Below are 16,672 nucleotides of genomic sequence, written 5' to 3'. Positions count from 1 at the left end.
GCTGGCTCACTTACCAGTAACAATGTGCCGATTTTCTCAGAGTACCTAAGATTTTTTAGGAATAACCCTTGTGAGAAATTTTTATGAGGCTGGGCCAAAGATGTTCTTAGCTTTGTTGTTACAAACCTGAAACGGTTTAACACTAAAAAACGTCAACTAATTGGCGACAAGACTAGGGCACGGAACAAGGAGTTCTTCAAATGCGCGCATTAAACTTACTCTACAGCAGCATTCTCATCGCACTTTCGTGCTCTCAGGCCCAGGCAATGTCCTTGTCTGAAGCCATCCAAAGCACGCTCGACAATCACCCTGAACTGCATGCGGGCATGAACAGCCGGCTATCGGCCGACGAAGAGGTCAAGATCGCCAAGGGTGGCTATCAACCCAGCATCGACCTGCTGGCCGGTTATGGCCGGGAAAATACTGACAGTCCAAGCACCCGGGCATTGGGCAATCACAATGACGAAACCCTGAACTACGCGACATCGGAACTGCGCTTGCGGCAGATGCTCTTCGATGGTTTCAACACCCCCAACGAAGTCGCGCGCACCGAGGCCGTGGTCAACTCCCGCGCCTACTACGTGCGCGGCACTGCCGAGAGCCTGGCGCTGCGTACCGTGGAGGTATACCTCGATGTGCTCAAGCGTCGCGAAATGGTCAACCTGGCCAAAAACAACCTGCAAGCACACCAGCGCATCAACGACCAGATCGACCTGCGCAGCAAACAAGGCGTCGGCAGCACGGCAGACTTTGATCAGTCCAGCGCGCGCCTGGCCCTGGCGGAAAACAACCTGTACACCGAGCAGGTCAACCTTGCTGATGCCGAAGCCAATTTCTTCAGCGCAGTCGGTCGTTCTGCCGATGAACTGGAGAGCCCCGCCACCATCCGGGGCAGCATGCCGCAAGACTTGCTCACGGCCAGGCAAACCATGATGGAGTCCAACCCCTACCTCAAGTCCGCGCAAGCGGATGTCAATGCCGCCGAGAAACAATACGAGGTTGCCAAGTCGCCGTTCTACCCTCGTTTCGATGGTGAACTGGCCACCACGGCTGACAACAATATCCAGGGCGATGAAGGCCACTACAACACATGGCGAGCCGCGGTGGTGATGAACTACAACCTGTACAACGGCATGCGCGACAAGGCGCGGATGCAATCCTCTGCGCACCAGGTCAACCAGTCGATGGACATTCGCAACAATGCATTGCGCATGCTCAACGAAAACCTCTCCCTGGCCTGGAACGCCTTGCAAAACGCCCGGCTGCAAACGCCCAAGGCGCGTGACTACGCCAACTACACCGCCAGCGTGCGCGAGGCTTACCAGCAACAGTTCAGCCTGGGGCAACGGACCCTGCTCGACTTGCTCGACAGCGAAAACGAACTGTTCACCGCCAACCGGCGCTACACCGACGTGCGCTACACCGAAGAATTTTCGATGTACCGCGTCATCGCGACCATGGGTGATTTGCTCCAGCAACAGCAAGTGATTGTTCCGGCCGAGGCCATAGCCTTGAGCGAAGTGAAAAGTGAAGCACGACTGCCAGAAATGAAATAGCCAGCGCGAGGAGCACTGACCTTGACCACCATGGAGCTGCCAGCAAGTCACGGCGACCCGCGCTTGAGCCACGACGATCCATTACTGGATGGTCTGTTGATTCTATGCAGGCTACACGGCTGCACTGTCAGCCGGGGGAGCTTGAGCGCGGGCCTGCCCATGCCCAAACAGTGCCTGACCCCGGAACTACTGGCCCGCTGCGCGGCCAGGGCTGGCCTGCAAGGTCGCTTGTTACGCCGTGACTTGAACGCAATATCCGCACTGAACCTGCCGGTGCTGTTGCTGCTGAACGACGGTCGCAGCGCGGTTTTGCATAAATGGCTTGATGCCGACCAGGCCCAGATACTGCCCTGCGAAGCTGACGGCGGCGAACAAACGGTCAGCCGTGACGAGCTTGCCGCGGTCTACACCGGACATGCGTTTTTTGCCCGCCCACGGCATGAACTCGAAGAAGCCCGGCAACCACTTGTGCCACGAATCGAAGCCTGGTTCCGCGACACCCTGAAACTCTCGCGCTGGCTGTATGCCGATGCGGTCCTGGCCAGCCTACTCATCAACCTTCTGGGCTTGCTGGTGCCCTTGTTCGTCATGCAGACCTACGATCGCGTAGTGCCCAACCAGGCAACCGCGACCTTGTGGGTATTGGCCATCGGATTGTTTGTCGGCACCAGCTTTGAACTGTTGCTGCGCATACTTCGCGCGCACCTGCTCGACACAGCGGGAAAAAAGACTGACGTGGTGCTCTCGGCGACCCTGTTCGAACGCATCACCGGGATGTCGATGAGCTCACGCCCCAGCAGTATTGGCGGCTTTGCGCAGAGCATCCATGACTTCCAGGGGCTACGAGAATTCCTGACCGCTGTCACCTTGACCAGCCTGATTGACCTGCCATTTTCCCTGCTCATGATTACCGTGATCGGCCTGCTGGGCGGCTGGCTGGTGGTGATCCCGCTGCTGGCTTTCCCGATTACCGCGGTGTTTGCCTTGATCATTCAGGTGCAACTGCGCGACACCGTGGAAAAAAGCCTGGCACTGGCCTCGCGCCGCCAGGCGCTGTTGATCGAGACCCTCGGAGGGCTGGAAACCCTCAAGGCCTGTGGCGCCGAAAGCGAGCGCCAGCATGATTGGGAAAAAACCCACGGCGCCCTCACCCGCCTCGACACCCATGCGCGCTTTCTCGCCTCACTGGCAACCAACGGCACCCTGTTCCTGCAGCAGTTCGCCGGCATGGCGACCATAGTCGCCGGGGTCTACAGCATCATCGCCGGATCACTGAGCGTCGGCGCACTGGTTGCCTGCTACATGCTCGGCAGCCGGGTATTGGCACCACTTGGGCAAATCGCGGGTTTGATCACGCGCTACCAACAAGCACGCCTGACCATGACCAGCACCGACGCACTCATGGCCATGCCCCAGGAGCGCCAGGCCAAGCAGCGGCCACTTGAGCGCACGCACCTGTCTGGCGCCATACAGGTTCGCCAGGTCAGCTTCAGCTATCCCAACCAGTCCAGCCCGGCATTGAACGATGTCAGCGTGCAGCTGGCGGCGGGCGAAAGGGTCGGCATCATCGGTCGCAGTGGCTCTGGCAAAAGCACGCTGGCCAAGTTGATCATGGCGTTCTACATGCCGACAGAAGGCCAGGTGCTGCTCGATAACCTGGACCTGCGCCAACTCGATGTTGCCGACCTGCGTCACCAGATAGGCTTCGTCTCCCATGACTTGCCGCTGCTCAGCGGCAGCTTGCGCGACAACATCACCCTGGGCGCACGTTACGTCAGTGATACGCGCATGCTCGAAGTGGCCGAACTGACCGGAGTCAGCGAGCTGGCCAAGCAACACCCGCAGGGTTTTGATCGCCCGGTTGGCGAACGCGGCCAGTTACTCTCTGGCGGCCAACGCCAGGCCGTGTTGATGGCCCGCGCCATGCTGCTCGATCCACCCATAATGCTGCTGGATGAACCAACCAGCGCCATGGACAACACCAGCGAAGAAATCCTGCGCAACCGCCTGCAAACCTGGACGCAAGGCAAAACCCTGCTGCTCATCACCCACCGCGCATCAATGCTCAGCCTGGTCGACAGGCTGATCGTCCTGGATAACGGGCGCATTGTCGCCGATGGCCCGAAAGAATCGGTTATCGAAGCCTTGCGCAAAGGCCGCGTCGGCCCGGCAGCGGTCTAGGAAAACATCATGAGCCAGCAGATCCTGAGTAACTACTTCGCCCACGGCAAAGGCGACACCGAGTTCATGCCCGAGGTCGACGGCGCAGTGCTTGAAGACACGCCATGGTTTGCCCGCATTACCATCTGGGTCGTCACAGCCTGCATCCTCAGTGCTGTGGCCTGGGCCAATTTCGCAGTGCTAGATGAGGTCACCACCGGCCAGGGCAAGGCCATTCCCTCGAGCAAGATCCAGGTCATCCAGAACCTTGAGGGCGGAATTGTCAGTGAGATTTTTGTTCGTGAAGGCCAGGTGGTTAACAAGAACGATGTCTTGCTGCGCCTCGATGACACACGTTTTTTGTCCAACAAGGGTGAAAGCGATGCCGACCGCTTGGCGCTGATTGCCCGCGTGGAGCGCCTGAGTGCAGAGGCGGAAGGCAGGCCGCTGGCAATGCCCGAGGAAATAACCCGCAGTGCCCCACAACTGGCCGAGGACGAAGCAGGCTTGTACAGCTCACGACAACAACGGCTGCAAAGCGAGCAGCGGACACTTGGCGAGCAGCTTCGGCAAAAGAACCAGGAGCTGGCAGAGTTTCGCTCCAAGGCGCAACAGTATCGGTCCAGCCTGGGCTTGATTCAGCAAGAACTGAACATGTCGACCCCCCTGGTCAAGGCCGGCGCCATTTCACCGGTCGAGATTCTCAGGCTGCGGCGCAGCGCGGTTGAAGTCCGCGGCTCGCTCGATGCAACCAACCTGGCAATTCCAAGGGCGGAATCGGCAATCAGCGAGATCAAAAGCAAGATCGAGGAATCCGAATTGGGCTTCCGTGCCGATGCCTTCAAGGAGCTCAATGATGCCCGCACTGAACTGAAGAAGATCAACGCCAGTGGCTCGGCGATTGACGACCGCGTCAGCAGAACCACGGTAATTTCACCCGTCAACGGCATCATCAAGCAACTCAAGGTCAACACCATTGGCGGCGTCGTCCAGCCCGGCAGCGATATGCTTGAGATAGTGCCACTGGAAGACAACTTGCTGATCGAAGCCAAGGTGCGTCCGCAGGATGTGGCATTTCTTCATCCGGGCCAGAAAGCCATGGTCAAGTTCAGCGCCTATGACTACACCATTTATGGCGGCCTCAAGGCCAACCTGGAACTTATCAGCGCGGACACCATTACCGATGATGAAGGCAACAGCTTCTATCTGATCCAATTACGCACCGATAAGAGCCATTTAGGCAGTGATAAACAACCGCTGATGATCATCCCCGGCATGGTTGCCACTGTCGATATCATTACCGGCCAGAAGAGCGTGCTTGACTACCTGCTCAAGCCGGTACTCAAAGCCCGCACCGAGGCGCTGCGTGAACGCTAAGGAACCTCTGAAAAACTGCTGCGCTCGATAATACGGCGTTGAAAAGCTGCTCACAGCCTTTAGGCTGAGCGAACTTCAGTTCGGCCCCGAAGTGGTGAGCAACGCGAATCAAATGCTCATCTAGGCCACTAGAGTCGAGCGCGCCCCCGGTCGCTTTTTCGCACCTTTGACTCGCTGGCGCTCGCCCTCCGGGCCAGCCTTTGGCTGTTACTCCCGTTGGTCGTTGCGCCTTGTACTCCCGTCGCTCGCGACCTTGTTCAGAGGTTCACTGAGGCCCCTATGTCTTGTTTGAATGATTACGCGCAAAGGTGTGAGCGCCCATGGCCCTGATCTGCCCCTCGATCAAGGCATCGAAAGGCTGCAACAGCGCGGCAAATGATTGCTCCGGCTCAAGCAACTGCAAGGCAGCGGTGACCGCCTCGATAGTCGATAACGAGCCCTCCATCGGCGCCTTTCGCAGGCGATAGCGCGACTGCTGGCCAGGCGGCAAGGTTACGCGCGGCAGGTTTGCCAACAGCGGATTAAGGTACAGCAACTTGCGCGCCTTGCGCCAAGTGCCATCGGGAACCACCAGGCGCACGGGCATCTGATCGGCCTCTTGCCGAACAGCAGTCAAGGGCTGCGCAGCCTCCCCCGGAAACAGCAGGTAACTGCGGTAACCGGGTTGCGCCAGGTACGCGGCCAGTTGCTCGAACTGCTCGCCAACCCACAACTCTGCATTCTGCAGTCCAAGCGCCAGCAAACTTGCGGTATTGAGCGCGTGCCTGACCTCGCTTGGGTGCTGCAGGATCAATACCTGGGTGCGGCTATGCAGGCTTGGGATCAATGCGCAAAGGCAATGCTCAAGTGGTCGAGCACATCGCTCGCAGCGGGGGCGAGGCATAAAAATAACTCCTTAGCCAGCGACGTTCTTATCAGCCGCATTCAACTGCGTCTTGAGCAGATCGCGAAAGGTTTGAATCAAGGGCTCGCGCGAACGGCCTCGACGCAGGATCAACGAAAACGGTGCTTGATAACCAAATGTCGCTGGCAGCAATACGCGCAACTGCTGCAACTCGACCCAATGCTGTGCGTAGTGCTCGGGCAAATAGCCGATGTAGGCGCCTGACAACACCAAGATCAACTGGGCCTCCATCGACTCGACAGTCCCCGCGCTGTGCTTGAAGCCATGGCGCGCCAGTTCTGCCTGGCTCCAATAGCCACGCCCCACCATGCGTTGCTGGGTAATGACCTCGGCGGGAATGCGCCGCTGCTTGAACAGCGAGTGACGCTCGCTGCAGTACAGCCAATGCTGTTCGCGATACAAAGGCTGATACAGCAAGCCATTCATGCGGGTCGAGAACGCACCGATGGCAATATCCAGGCGATTGTCCAGTACCGCAAGCTGTAATTCATAAGGGCTCAATACAGACAAATGCAGGTGCACCGCCGGGTGTTCATGGCTGTAGGCACCAATTACTTCAGCCAAAGGTAAAGCCATATCGCTTACCGTTGAGTCGAGCACCCCGAGATTCAGGGTTCCGCGCAGCTCGCCCTTGAGCGCTGCCGAGTAGCGTTCAAAACCCTCCAGCTCACTCAGTAGGCGCAAGGTTTCCTGATGAAACAACTCGCCCTTGCTGGTCAGACTGAAACCGCCACGCCCTCGGTGGCACAGGCTAAGCCCCAGCGAACTCTCGAGTTGGCTCATGTAGGTGCTGATTGCAGAAGTCGATAGCTTCAACTCCTGCTGAGCCGCAGCAAAGCCCTGGTGGCGCACCACGCTGGCAAAAATCCTGAGCAACTTCAGGTCGGGTAACGCCTGACTCATAACCACTCCGCAACACCAGAAATCAACTAATCGACGATTCTAAGCCCTGCGCCATTAGTTTAGAAATTTATGAACTAATTTTTTGCTCTCAGCGATTTGTCACAGCGCAGCGATGGCCAAGAATCGGCGCACTTTATTAAAACCATAACAACCGTGAGGCCATCCCATGGACAAGATTTTGCACCAACCCCTGGGCGGTAACGAAATGCCGCGTTTCGGCGGCATCGCCACCATGATGCGCCTGCCGCACATCCAAACCCCTGAAGAACGCAAGCAACTCGATGTGGGCTTTGTCGGAGTCCCGCTGGATATTGGCACCTCGCTGCGTTCCGGCACCCGCTTTGGCCCGCGTGAGATTCGCGCCCAGTCGGTGATGATTCGCCCCTACAACATGGCAACCGGTGCCGCGCCCTTTGATTCGCTGAACATTGCCGATATTGGCGATGTGCCCATCAACACCTTCAACATGGCTGAAGCGGTGCGTATTATCGAGGATGCCTACGACCAGATTCTCGAAGACGGCATCCTGCCCCTGACACTTGGCGGCGACCACACCATCACCTTGCCGATCCTGCGGGCGATCAAGAAGAAGTTCGGCAAGGTCGGGCTGGTTCACATTGATGCTCATGCTGACGTCAACGACCATATGTTCGGTGAAAAAATCGCCCACGGCACAACCTTCCGCCGCGCCGTCGAAGAAGACCTGCTCGATTGCGATCGCGTGGTGCAGATCGGCCTGCGCGCCCAGGGCTACACCGCCGAGGATTTCAACTGGAGCCGCAAGCAGGGCTTTCGCGTGGTCCAGGCCGAAGAATGCTGGCACAAGTCACTTGAACCATTGATGGCTGAAGTGCGCGAGAAAGTCGGTGGCGGCCCGGTTTACCTGTCATTTGATATCGATGGTATCGACCCCGCCTGGGCACCTGGCACCGGCACCCCGGAAATTGGCGGCCTGACTACCATCCAGGCAATTGAAATCATCCGCGGCTGCCAGGGCCTGGATCTGATCGGCGGCGACCTGGTTGAAGTCTCCCCGCCCTATGACACCACGGGCAACACCTCGCTGCTCGGCGCCAACTTGCTTTACGAAATGCTCTGCGTGTTGCCTGGCGTGAAAAATCGCTAGCACAAGCCTGTTGGTCGAAGCCGTCCTTGCACCAAGACCGCTTCGACCAAGACGCCAACACCTGAATTAAAGATTTGCACTCAGACAAGTGCGAACATAAAAACAATTAAAAGAGACACTGCAAATGACTCTGGATCTTCTAGTAATTCTTATCTACGTAGCTGCGATGCTTGGCCTGGGTTTCTATGGCATGCGCCGCAGTAAAAACCGTGAAGACTATCTGGTTGCCGGGCGCAACCTTGGCCCCATGTTCTACCTCGGGACGATGGCGGCAACCGTACTCGGCGGTGCTTCAACCATTGGTACCGTGCGCCTTGGCTATGTCTACGGTATCTCCGGCTTCTGGCTCTGTGCATCACTGGGCCTGGGCATCATCGGCATCAGCCTGCTGCTGGCCAAGCCGCTGCTGAAACTCAAGATCTACACCGTCACCCAGGTCCTGGAGCGCCGCTATAGCCCGACGGCGCGGCATGCAAGCGCAGCCATCATGCTGATCTATGCACTGATGATCGGCGCCATTTCAACCATTGCCATCGGCACTGTCATGGAAGTGCTGTTTGGCCTGCCGTTCTGGGTGAGCATCCTGATTGGTGGCGGTATTGTCGTCGCCTACTCGACCATTGGCGGCATGTGGTCACTGAGCCTGACCGACATAGTGCAGTTCCTGATCATGACCATTGGCCTGGTGTTTATCCTGATGCCGATGTCAATCAGCGATGCGGGCGGTTGGAATGCCCTGGTTGCAAAACTGCCTGCCAGCTACTTTTCGTTCGCCGCGATTGGCTGGGACACCATCATCACCTACTTCCTGATCTACTTCTTCGGCATCTTTATCGGCCAAGACATCTGGCAGCGGGTGTTCACTGCGCGCAGTGAGAAGATTGCCAGGTTCTCCGGTACAGCCGCTGGCATCTACTGCATTCTCTACGGCTTGGCGGCCGCACTTATCGGCATGGCGGCCAAAGTGGTATTGCCCGACCTGGATAACGTCAACAATGCCTTCGCCAGCATCGTCCAAACCAGCCTGCCAGATGGTATTCGCGGCTTGGTGATCGCTGCTGCACTGGCTGCATTGATGTCAACCGCCAGCGCCGGGCTGTTGGCTGCCTCGACCACTGCCGCGCAAGACCTTTGGCCAATGTTCAGCAAGCGCAAGAACACAAGCGAAAGCGCAATGACCAACCGGATCTTCACTTTATTGCTAGGTTGCCTGGTGCTTGCGATTGCCTTGGTTGTCAGCGACGTTATCAGCGCCCTGACCCTGGCCTATAACCTGTTGGTTGGCGGCATGTTGATTCCACTGCTGGGTGCAATCTACTGGAAGCGTGCGACCACCGCAGGCGCCATTGCCAGCATGGTGCTGGGTAGCCTGACGGCGGCATTCTTCATGTTCAGCGATGGCCTGGAAGCCAATACGCCGATTTATTACAGCCTTGCAGTTGGCGCAATCAGCTTTATTGCGGTCAGCCTGTTTACTCCCCGACTGGCCACACAGCCAGGCTTGGCCACCAACGATTAATCGACAGCAATTAATGCCTCGACTGACAATAATCGCCGCACTCATGCGGCGATTATTGTTTCTGCGGCGCGCAAGCCATTGCGCGCCGCAGGTTCGGTAGAGATAAGAAATGCTGCAAGTGAAGGCTGCCAGCGCAATCAACAACGGCTGGCGAGAGGAATATTCAGTTGCCCGAACGATTGAACAGCGACACTAAAGCCACTGCTCAATACGGGCGGCGTGAACCACTGAGCAACACTCAGCGCTGGCGGCGCGGCTCTCGTGGCCGACGAGGGTCGTCATTGCGCACGGGAATGGGTTGCAGCTTGGGCCGGTCAAGCAGCCCCAGCGCGACCAGAAGATCGTGAAAAGCATTCTGCATCTTGGCGATCATTTAACGTCCTCCTGCCAAGGCTTACGGATAAGACGCATAGCACGTCTTGCATAAGCATAGATTACCTCGAATCACCCTGCCTCGATTGATACTCGTCAGTTATCCGTCAGCAACTTTGCTCAAAATGTTACACGCAGCCCTGTATAGACCGTACGCCCGGGTCCCGGTTCATAATAACGACTGTTGGCATCGTTGATTCGCACGTTGTCGTAATACTCACGGTCAAACAGGTTGTCGACGCCCAGGTACGGCTCCCAGGTCTGCCCGCCCGCCTTTATCAGCTTGCCGATACGCAAGTTGGTCAGTGCATAGCCGCTGACTTCCACATCATTGGCATCGTTGGCATACATGGCGTCATAGGCACTCATATTCAAGCGCGCATAGTTGCCCTCGTGCTCGTAGGCCACTTCGGTGAATAAGGTTTGCCGAGGAATACCGGCCAGTGAGTTGCCATGGTAATCATTGTCGTCAACCTGATAGTCATCGAACTTGAAGCGGCTGTAGGCATAGGCACCGGTCAGGCGCCAGGCATCCGCCATTTGCCAGCTGAGACTCATCTCCAGTCCGTCGCGGCGCGACTTGCCAGCATTACGATAGTAATTGCGCCCCGATTCGCCCGGCAAACTGTAGCCAACCAGCTCGTCATCGAGCTTCATGCTAAACAGTGCCACGTCATAACGCAGCGTCGACCACTCACCTTTCAGGCCAATTTCGCGATTGAGCGTGTGGACGGGTTCAAGCGATGAGTTAAAGCCACCACCATTTGGATTGGCCAGCTCACTGATGGTCGGCGTCTCGAATGAAGTACCCACCTTGGCGTATAGCGACTGATGAGGATCAAGCCTGTAGCTCAGGCCCGCGCTGTAGTTCCAGTCTTCCAGGTTGCGTGAGCCGGAATTGTCGCCATCGCTGAGGAAACGGTCGTCAACCGACAGGCGTACCCGGTCGTAACGCACGCCCAGGGTCGCTTGCCAGGCATCTGTCAGGTCAATCTGGTCTTCGATAAAGACGCCGCTGCTGTCGGCATTTTCATCTTGCTTAAGGGTCTCGTCACCGCGCTCGCCGAGCAAATTGTCGTAGCGCCTGCGGTCATCACGCTGCACTTCAAGATCGAAACCGCCGGTGAATTTATGCGACATGCCCAACAGCTCTTCGCGGTGGCTGTATTGCCCGCCCATACCGGCAAACAGGCGATCAAAGGTAGTTTGGCCGCCATTGGTGAACGACAAGCTGTTACCAAACTGGCGCTGGCCCACATAGCTGCGCAGCTGATATTCATCGTCACCGGCACCGTAGCCATCCCAGACAGCACTCAGACGTTGCTGGCGAATCCATTCATCGGCGTCGTAGCGCAGGTTATTCGGCGCGGCCTGCCCGCGATCATCGGCGACTTCACTAGCCCTGAGCCCGCCTGGATCTTCAGCGCGATTGTCGATGGCATTGAAGTTGATGCCCAGCCGACCGTAGTCGCTGAACCAGCTCAGCTTGCCGGTCAGGCTATTGGTTTCAGCTTTTGCATGGTCGCGATAGCCCTCTGACTGGGTGCTGTTGAACGCCAGCAAAGCACCGATATCCCCTGCAGTGCCGCCGGTTTCCACCCGTGCGCGCTGATAACCCAGTTCGCCGACGCTCAGGTCAAAAAAGCTGTAAGGCGTGGCAGGCGGCTGGCGCGTTTCAATATTGAGCACACCGCCCGCCGCGTTTCCGTAAAGCACCGAAGAAGGGCCGCGCAAGACTTCCATGCGTTCGACCAGGCCCAGATCCAGGCCATCCAGCTCGGTTTGACCGTCAGGCATGGTCAGCGGCACGCCATCGACCAACACGCGCACGCCACGGACGCCAAAGTTACCACGCGAGCCATAGCCCCGAATCGAGGGGCGCAAGCCTTGCGCAAGGTTATATTGGTTCTGGCTGAACACCCCGGGAACAGAGGCCAGCAGTCCTTGTAGAGCGAGGTTCTTCTCCGCGCCGGACTGATTGGCTTCAACCACGCTTACCGCCGCTGGCGTGCTCAGCCAACGCGTGCTTGTGCGGGGTGAAACAATCACCAGGGGTGCCATTTCAAGGGTCTCATCCGTGCGCGGCTGAGCCGCGTTCAGTGCGCCTGCATTCGCGCCAAGCAGCACGCCAGCCGCCGTTACCATGGTTAATCTCAAAACAACCTCATGACTACTTGAGAATCCCTAGCTGAACACATCAACCGGGCTATTCGGATTTGCGCCGATACGGAAACACATCGATGACCTTGCCTTCAACAATTGCCGCCTGCAGGCTCTTCCAGTAATCGGCATCGTAAAGCTCACCGTGCAGCTGGCTAAAGAGCCGCCGCTGTTTGATATCGGCAAATAGGAACGGAGGAAACTCCTCCGGAAACACGTCGTTGGGTGCAACTGAATACCAGGGCTCGGACGCCATTTCATCTTCTGGATAACGTGGCGGCGGAATGCGCCTGAAGTTGACCTCGGTCAGAAAACAGATTTCGTCGTAATCATAGAACACCACCCGGCCATGGCGAGTCACACCAAAGTTTTTCAGCAACATGTCTCCGGGGAAAATATTCGCCGCTGCCAACTGTTTGATTGCCAGGCCATAGTCCTCCAGCGCTTCACGCACCTGCGCCTCGCTGGCACTTTCAACATAGAGGTTAAGCGGCGTCATGCGTCGTTCAGTCCAACAGTGGCGAACCAGCACTGTATCGCCTTCGATCTCGACGGTGGATGGCGCGACCTCAAGCAACTCAGCCAAACACTCGGGACTGAACTTGGCCTTTGGGAAACGAAAATCCGCAAACTCCTGGGTATCGGCCATGCGCCCTACCCGGTCGACACTTTTAACCAGGCGATACTTCTCGATGACAGTGTCACGCACCACCGTCTTGGTGTGCGAGAAGCGATCCTTGATGATCTTGAATACCGTATTGAAGCCCGGCAAGGTGAACACGCTCATCACCATGCCACGCACACCTGGCGCCATGATGAACTGGTCATCGGTCGTCGCCAGGTGGTTGATCAGCGCCCGGTAGAACTCGGACTTTCCATGCTTGTAAAAACCAATGGAACTGTAAAGCTCGGCAATATGCTTGCCCGGTAGAATGCGCTTGAGAAAGCCGACAAATTCAGCGGGAATCTCCACATCGACCATGAAGTACGAACGGGTGAAGGAGAAAATAATCGACACCTCCGCCTCGTCGGTAATCAGCGCATCCACCTGGATACCCAAGCCTTCGCGGTGCAACAGTGGGAACACCAGCGGCCATTGTTCGTCCCGGTTGAACACGCGCCCGACCAGATACGCCCCCTTGTTGCGATAGAGCACCGAATAGAACAGTTCGATGGTCAGCTCCGGGTCTTTGCACACCCAGTCCGGCAGGCTCTCGCGCATTTGCGCCTCAAGCCGAGCCAGGTCACGCGGCAAGTCTTCAAAGGGCGCGCTGAAACTGTAGTCATTGAAGATTGACTCAAGCATCCGGGCCAGCCCCCGGGCGTTCCCATGATCCGGGCCGAGGCTGTAGAGACGCGTCTGCGCTGCGCGCTGGCGGCTGTGTATGGATGGCCGCGTGGTATGAATGAACATGCAGTCATCGCTGATTTGATCATGACTGAACAAACTGCAAAAAATCGAGTTGAACCAGGTTTCGGAGAGTTCATCGTCGAAACGGCTGTCGATCAGCTGGATATAGTCCGACTTGACCTGCGTCCAGTGGCTGATGTCCAGCAACTCGGCGCCAATCCCGTCGCGCAGGCGCAGGTTGAACTCCCTGACCTTCTCTTCGTAGAGGTTGATACGCGCCGCAGAAGCCTGTTGACCGGCCTGCCATTGCGCTTGCTCGAAGCGTGTTCGGGCACCGTCGGTGATGCGGCGAAAATGCTCGCGATAATCATCAAAGCCATCAAGAATCAGGCGAGCGATATCCGCCGTTAGCGCTTGCTGAGTCATGGGCAAACCTCTGCTGGACCTGTTGCGTTGCAACCGAGCTTAGCCAGATGCCAGCGCCAGCGAAAGCACAACCGAGCCGCCAAGTGAATCGAAGCGGCTCCGGCACGTCTAGGCAAATGCCTGGCTCAGGCGACTATCGAGGTACTGCATAAAGATTTGCAGCGCTGGGGTTTGCCTGACCGGTTTGCGTTGCAGCAGCCCCAGAGAGCGCTGCACCAGTTGTGCCACGGGCAGTACCAGCAAGGCTTCGCCCAACTGCAAAAAGGATGAGCAGCTTGCCGGCAGTAGCGTAAAGCCCAGGCCCTCGCGAACCATGGCGGCTGCGGTGCTCATGTGCGCGACTTGCCAGGTCGGCTGGGCATTTACGCCCAAGCTGAGCAGTGTCATGTCCGCCAGCGGGCGAATACTGGTGTCTGCCGCCAGAGCGATATAGGGCTTGGTCTTCCAGCTTTCGAGATCGCCGCCTTCATCGCGCACCAGCAATACCAGGTTATCGTTGACCAAATGCTTGAACTCAAGCCCGAGCATGTCTTGCGGCAAGGAGGTAATACCCACATCGACCTCGCCCGCCAAGACCCAATCCCTGACCTCCCCGGCGCGGCCATCGAGCAAGGACACCTGAACCCCCGGATGTTCACGGCTATAGGCTGCAATCACCCCAGGCAGGAATGATGCAGCCGCGGTGGGCAAGGCCGCCAAGCGCAATGTGCCGCTGTCCAGGTTCAACAGTTCCTGCGCATCGCTGACCGCATCGCCCATCACCCGGAGCAATTGCTGGGCCTGCGGTAAAAAATGCTCACCGGCTGGAGTTAACTCAACACTGCGTGTGTTGCGCGCGAGTAGCTTTAGCCCTAACGCCTCCTCCAGCCGGCGGATGCTGTAGCTCAGTGCCGGTGGCGACAAATGCAGGAGTTCCGATGTCCGGGTGAAACTCAGGGTTTGCGCGACCAGGGTAAATGCCCGCAACTGGCGAAAGCTGATATCCACGACGACTCTATTCAATTTTATGGAATAGTTATTCTTATAATTAAAATTCACAGAAATATCAATTGACGCCACTATGGCCGGGCCACAGATACCGAGCCTTGAGCCATGACAAATATAATCCACATCGGTTGCGGAGCCGGGTTTGCCAGTGATCGTCCAGACGCAACATTGCGCCTGGCCCGAAGCCTGGCGACGCGCTCCGGAAAACGCTATTTGATGCTCGAGCTGCTTGCCGAGCGAACCCTGGCTGAAGCACAACTGCGCAAACAGCTGGACCCCAACAGCGGCTATGCCAGCCGCCTGTTCGATTTCCTCGACCCTATTCTCGATATCTGCCTCGAAGCCTCCATCCCGATCATTACCAATGGTGGCGCAGCCAATCCCCAGGCGGCGGCGCTGAGCCTGCGCAACAAGCTGGCCGGGCGCCATGCAGACCTGAAAATTGCCTGTGTGCTGGGTGACGACCTGCTTGCACTCGGTCAAGCGCATTTCCAGCAATGGCTTGCGACCTCTGACCTACCCGGCGAACTGGTGTCGGTCAACGTATATACCGGCGCCGACGGCATTACCCAGGCGTTGGAGCAAGGTGCCAATATCGTCCTCTGCGGCAGAGTGTCCGACCCATCACTGGCGGTCGGTCCAATTCGCCATGGGCTGGGCTGGGCCTTTGATGACTGGCAAAAAATGGCGATCGCCACAACCGCTGGGCACCTGCTGGAATGCTGCACACAGGTGACCGGCGGCTACTTTGCTCACCCCGGAATCAAGGATGTGCCCAACCCGGCTAACCTGGACTGCCCGATCATAGAAGTCAGTGCCGATGGCGACCTGGTCGTGACCAAGGCCGAAGGCAGTGGCGGCTGCGTCAATGAGCGCACGGTCAAGGAACAATTGCTTTACGAGATCCATGATCCACGCCGCTACCTAACCCCCGACGTGGTACTCGACCTGGGCCAGGCGCAGGTCGAGCTTGTTGCTGAAGATCGCGTGCGGGTCAGCGGCATTCAAGGCCACCCGCGGCCGGAAAAACTCAAGGGATTGGCGGGCGTACGCGGACTCTGGTTTGGCGAAGCCTCCATCAGCTATGCCGGGCCTGGGGCTGTTGAACGCGCCAGCCTGGCCCGCGAGATCCTGCAACAACGCTTCGCACAACTAGGCCCGTCGCTAACCCCCTGGATTGACCTTGTTGGCGTTGCCAGCTTGTTCAATGACCAGCACGGCGACTACCTGGACAAGCGCCTGGCCTGCCCCCCGGTGGTGGAAGATGTACAGGTCCGTGTCGGCATCGTTGATGAGAATCGCCAGCTGATAGAGCAACTCCAGGCCGAGGTGGAATCGCTCTACACCAACGGCCCAGCTGGCGGCGGCGGTGTGCGTAGGCACCTCAGCGAATCCATTACCACTCGCGATTTCCTGATCCCGCGCAGCGCCGTTCAAACCCGACTGGAGTGGTACTGATGAATACGAGCATTACCCTGGCCGACTATGCCCATGCCCGTGCCGGCGACAAAGGCAACATTCTGTGCGTCGCCGTGTTCCCTCTGAACCCCGATCACTATCAGTGGCTCAAGCGCGAATTAACGCCAGAGCGAGTGGCGGCGCAATTTTCGGGGCGACGCCCGGCGTCCATCAAACGCTATGAAATCGATTCACTGCAGGCCTTGAACTTCGTCCTGGAAGGCGCACTGGAAGGCGGCGTGACCCGCAGTCCGGGGCTTGATCGCCACGGCAAAAGCTTGAGTTACCTGCTCCTGGCCATGCAATTGCCGCCGCCAGCTTGAACGCGCCCGAACCAGACAGATAAAGGTCGCCGCACTGAACAACGCGGCAT

General features: G+C 57.8%; 13 protein-coding genes. 7 read left to right on the top strand and 6 right to left on the bottom strand.

Features of this window, described 5'->3' with window-relative positions:
- The first annotated feature begins 200 nt into the window (after nucleotides 1–200).
- The 3 genes from CHB79_RS03385 to CHB79_RS03375 are packed head-to-tail and all read left to right on the top strand — an operon-like array spanning nucleotide 201 to nucleotide 5,093.
- Complete coding sequence (locus CHB79_RS03385; RefSeq protein ID WP_089358885.1) at nucleotides 201–1,556, top strand: TolC family outer membrane protein; 1,356 nt, start codon at nucleotides 201–203, stop codon at nucleotides 1,554–1,556.
- A 30-nt stretch (nucleotides 1,557–1,586) separates the two neighbouring features.
- Nucleotides 1,587–3,737 (top strand): type I secretion system permease/ATPase, encoded by a 2,151-nt coding sequence (locus CHB79_RS03380; RefSeq protein ID WP_089358884.1) that lies wholly within the window; start codon nucleotides 1,587–1,589, stop codon nucleotides 3,735–3,737.
- Between the two features lie 9 nt (nucleotides 3,738–3,746).
- On the top strand, nucleotides 3,747–5,093 hold the full coding sequence (locus tag CHB79_RS03375) for an HlyD family type I secretion periplasmic adaptor subunit (protein ID WP_089358883.1): 1,347 nt from the start codon (nucleotides 3,747–3,749) through the stop codon (nucleotides 5,091–5,093).
- Between the two features lie 277 nt (nucleotides 5,094–5,370).
- Here the strand turns inward: CHB79_RS03375 and CHB79_RS03370 are convergent, their stop codons facing one another.
- Nucleotides 5,371–5,976, bottom strand: coding sequence for a tRNA-uridine aminocarboxypropyltransferase (locus CHB79_RS03370; RefSeq protein WP_089358882.1), 606 nt, complete (start codon nucleotides 5,974–5,976; stop codon nucleotides 5,371–5,373).
- A 12-nt stretch (nucleotides 5,977–5,988) separates the two neighbouring features.
- Nucleotides 5,989–6,900, bottom strand: a complete 912-nt coding sequence (locus tag CHB79_RS03365) for a LysR family transcriptional regulator (RefSeq protein ID WP_010483199.1) — start codon at nucleotides 6,898–6,900, stop codon at nucleotides 5,989–5,991.
- A 166-nt stretch (nucleotides 6,901–7,066) separates the two neighbouring features.
- Here CHB79_RS03365 and speB point away from each other — a divergent pair, with 166 nt between their 5' ends.
- Nucleotides 7,067–8,026 carry an agmatinase gene (gene speB, locus CHB79_RS03360; protein WP_089358881.1) on the top strand — a complete coding sequence of 320 codons (960 nt, stop codon included), beginning with the start codon at nucleotides 7,067–7,069 and terminating at the stop codon, nucleotides 8,024–8,026.
- Between the two features lie 124 nt (nucleotides 8,027–8,150).
- Nucleotides 8,151–9,545 (top strand): sodium:solute symporter family protein, encoded by a 1,395-nt coding sequence (locus tag CHB79_RS03355; RefSeq protein ID WP_089358880.1) that lies wholly within the window; start codon nucleotides 8,151–8,153, stop codon nucleotides 9,543–9,545.
- A gap of 238 nt (nucleotides 9,546–9,783) precedes the next feature.
- Here the strand turns inward: CHB79_RS03355 and CHB79_RS22280 are convergent, their stop codons facing one another.
- The 4 genes from CHB79_RS22280 to CHB79_RS03340 all read right to left on the bottom strand — a co-directional run bounded on the left by CHB79_RS22280 (nucleotide 9,784) and on the right by CHB79_RS03340 (nucleotide 14,841).
- Nucleotides 9,784–9,918, bottom strand: a complete 135-nt coding sequence (locus CHB79_RS22280) for a PA1414 family protein (protein ID WP_010483193.1) — start codon at nucleotides 9,916–9,918, stop codon at nucleotides 9,784–9,786.
- 119 nt (nucleotides 9,919–10,037) lie between these two features.
- Nucleotides 10,038–12,074: a TonB-dependent receptor family protein gene (locus CHB79_RS03350; protein WP_245851325.1), complete on the bottom strand. Its 2,037-nt coding sequence runs from the start codon at nucleotides 12,072–12,074 to the stop codon at nucleotides 10,038–10,040.
- 49 nt (nucleotides 12,075–12,123) lie between these two features.
- A complete protein-coding gene (aceK, locus tag CHB79_RS03345; protein ID WP_089358878.1) occupies nucleotides 12,124–13,854 on the bottom strand; it encodes a bifunctional isocitrate dehydrogenase kinase/phosphatase in 1,731 nt (576 codons plus the stop codon).
- 108 nt (nucleotides 13,855–13,962) lie between these two features.
- On the bottom strand, nucleotides 13,963–14,841 hold the full coding sequence (locus CHB79_RS03340) for a LysR family transcriptional regulator (protein ID WP_089358877.1): 879 nt from the start codon (nucleotides 14,839–14,841) through the stop codon (nucleotides 13,963–13,965).
- A gap of 105 nt (nucleotides 14,842–14,946) precedes the next feature.
- On the opposite strand from CHB79_RS03340, the gene CHB79_RS03335 reads away from it, so the two are divergent.
- Nucleotides 14,947–16,299: an acyclic terpene utilization AtuA family protein gene (locus tag CHB79_RS03335; protein ID WP_089358876.1), complete on the top strand. Its 1,353-nt coding sequence runs from the start codon at nucleotides 14,947–14,949 to the stop codon at nucleotides 16,297–16,299.
- The gene (locus CHB79_RS03330) at nucleotides 16,299–16,622 is read left to right on the top strand and encodes an AtuA-related protein (protein ID WP_010483186.1); all 324 of its coding nucleotides are present in this window, start codon (nucleotides 16,299–16,301) and stop codon (nucleotides 16,620–16,622) included. The genes CHB79_RS03335 and CHB79_RS03330 overlap by 1 nt, the downstream gene beginning before the upstream one ends.
- The last annotated feature ends 50 nt before the right edge of the window (nucleotides 16,623–16,672 follow it).

This window comes from Pseudomonas segetis, from assembly GCF_900188155.1.
GTDB classification, from domain to species: Bacteria; Pseudomonadota; Gammaproteobacteria; order Pseudomonadales; family Pseudomonadaceae; genus Aquipseudomonas; species Aquipseudomonas segetis.
The sequence above is the reverse complement of the archived record's forward strand: the minus strand, read 5'-3'. Positions and strand labels throughout refer to the sequence as shown.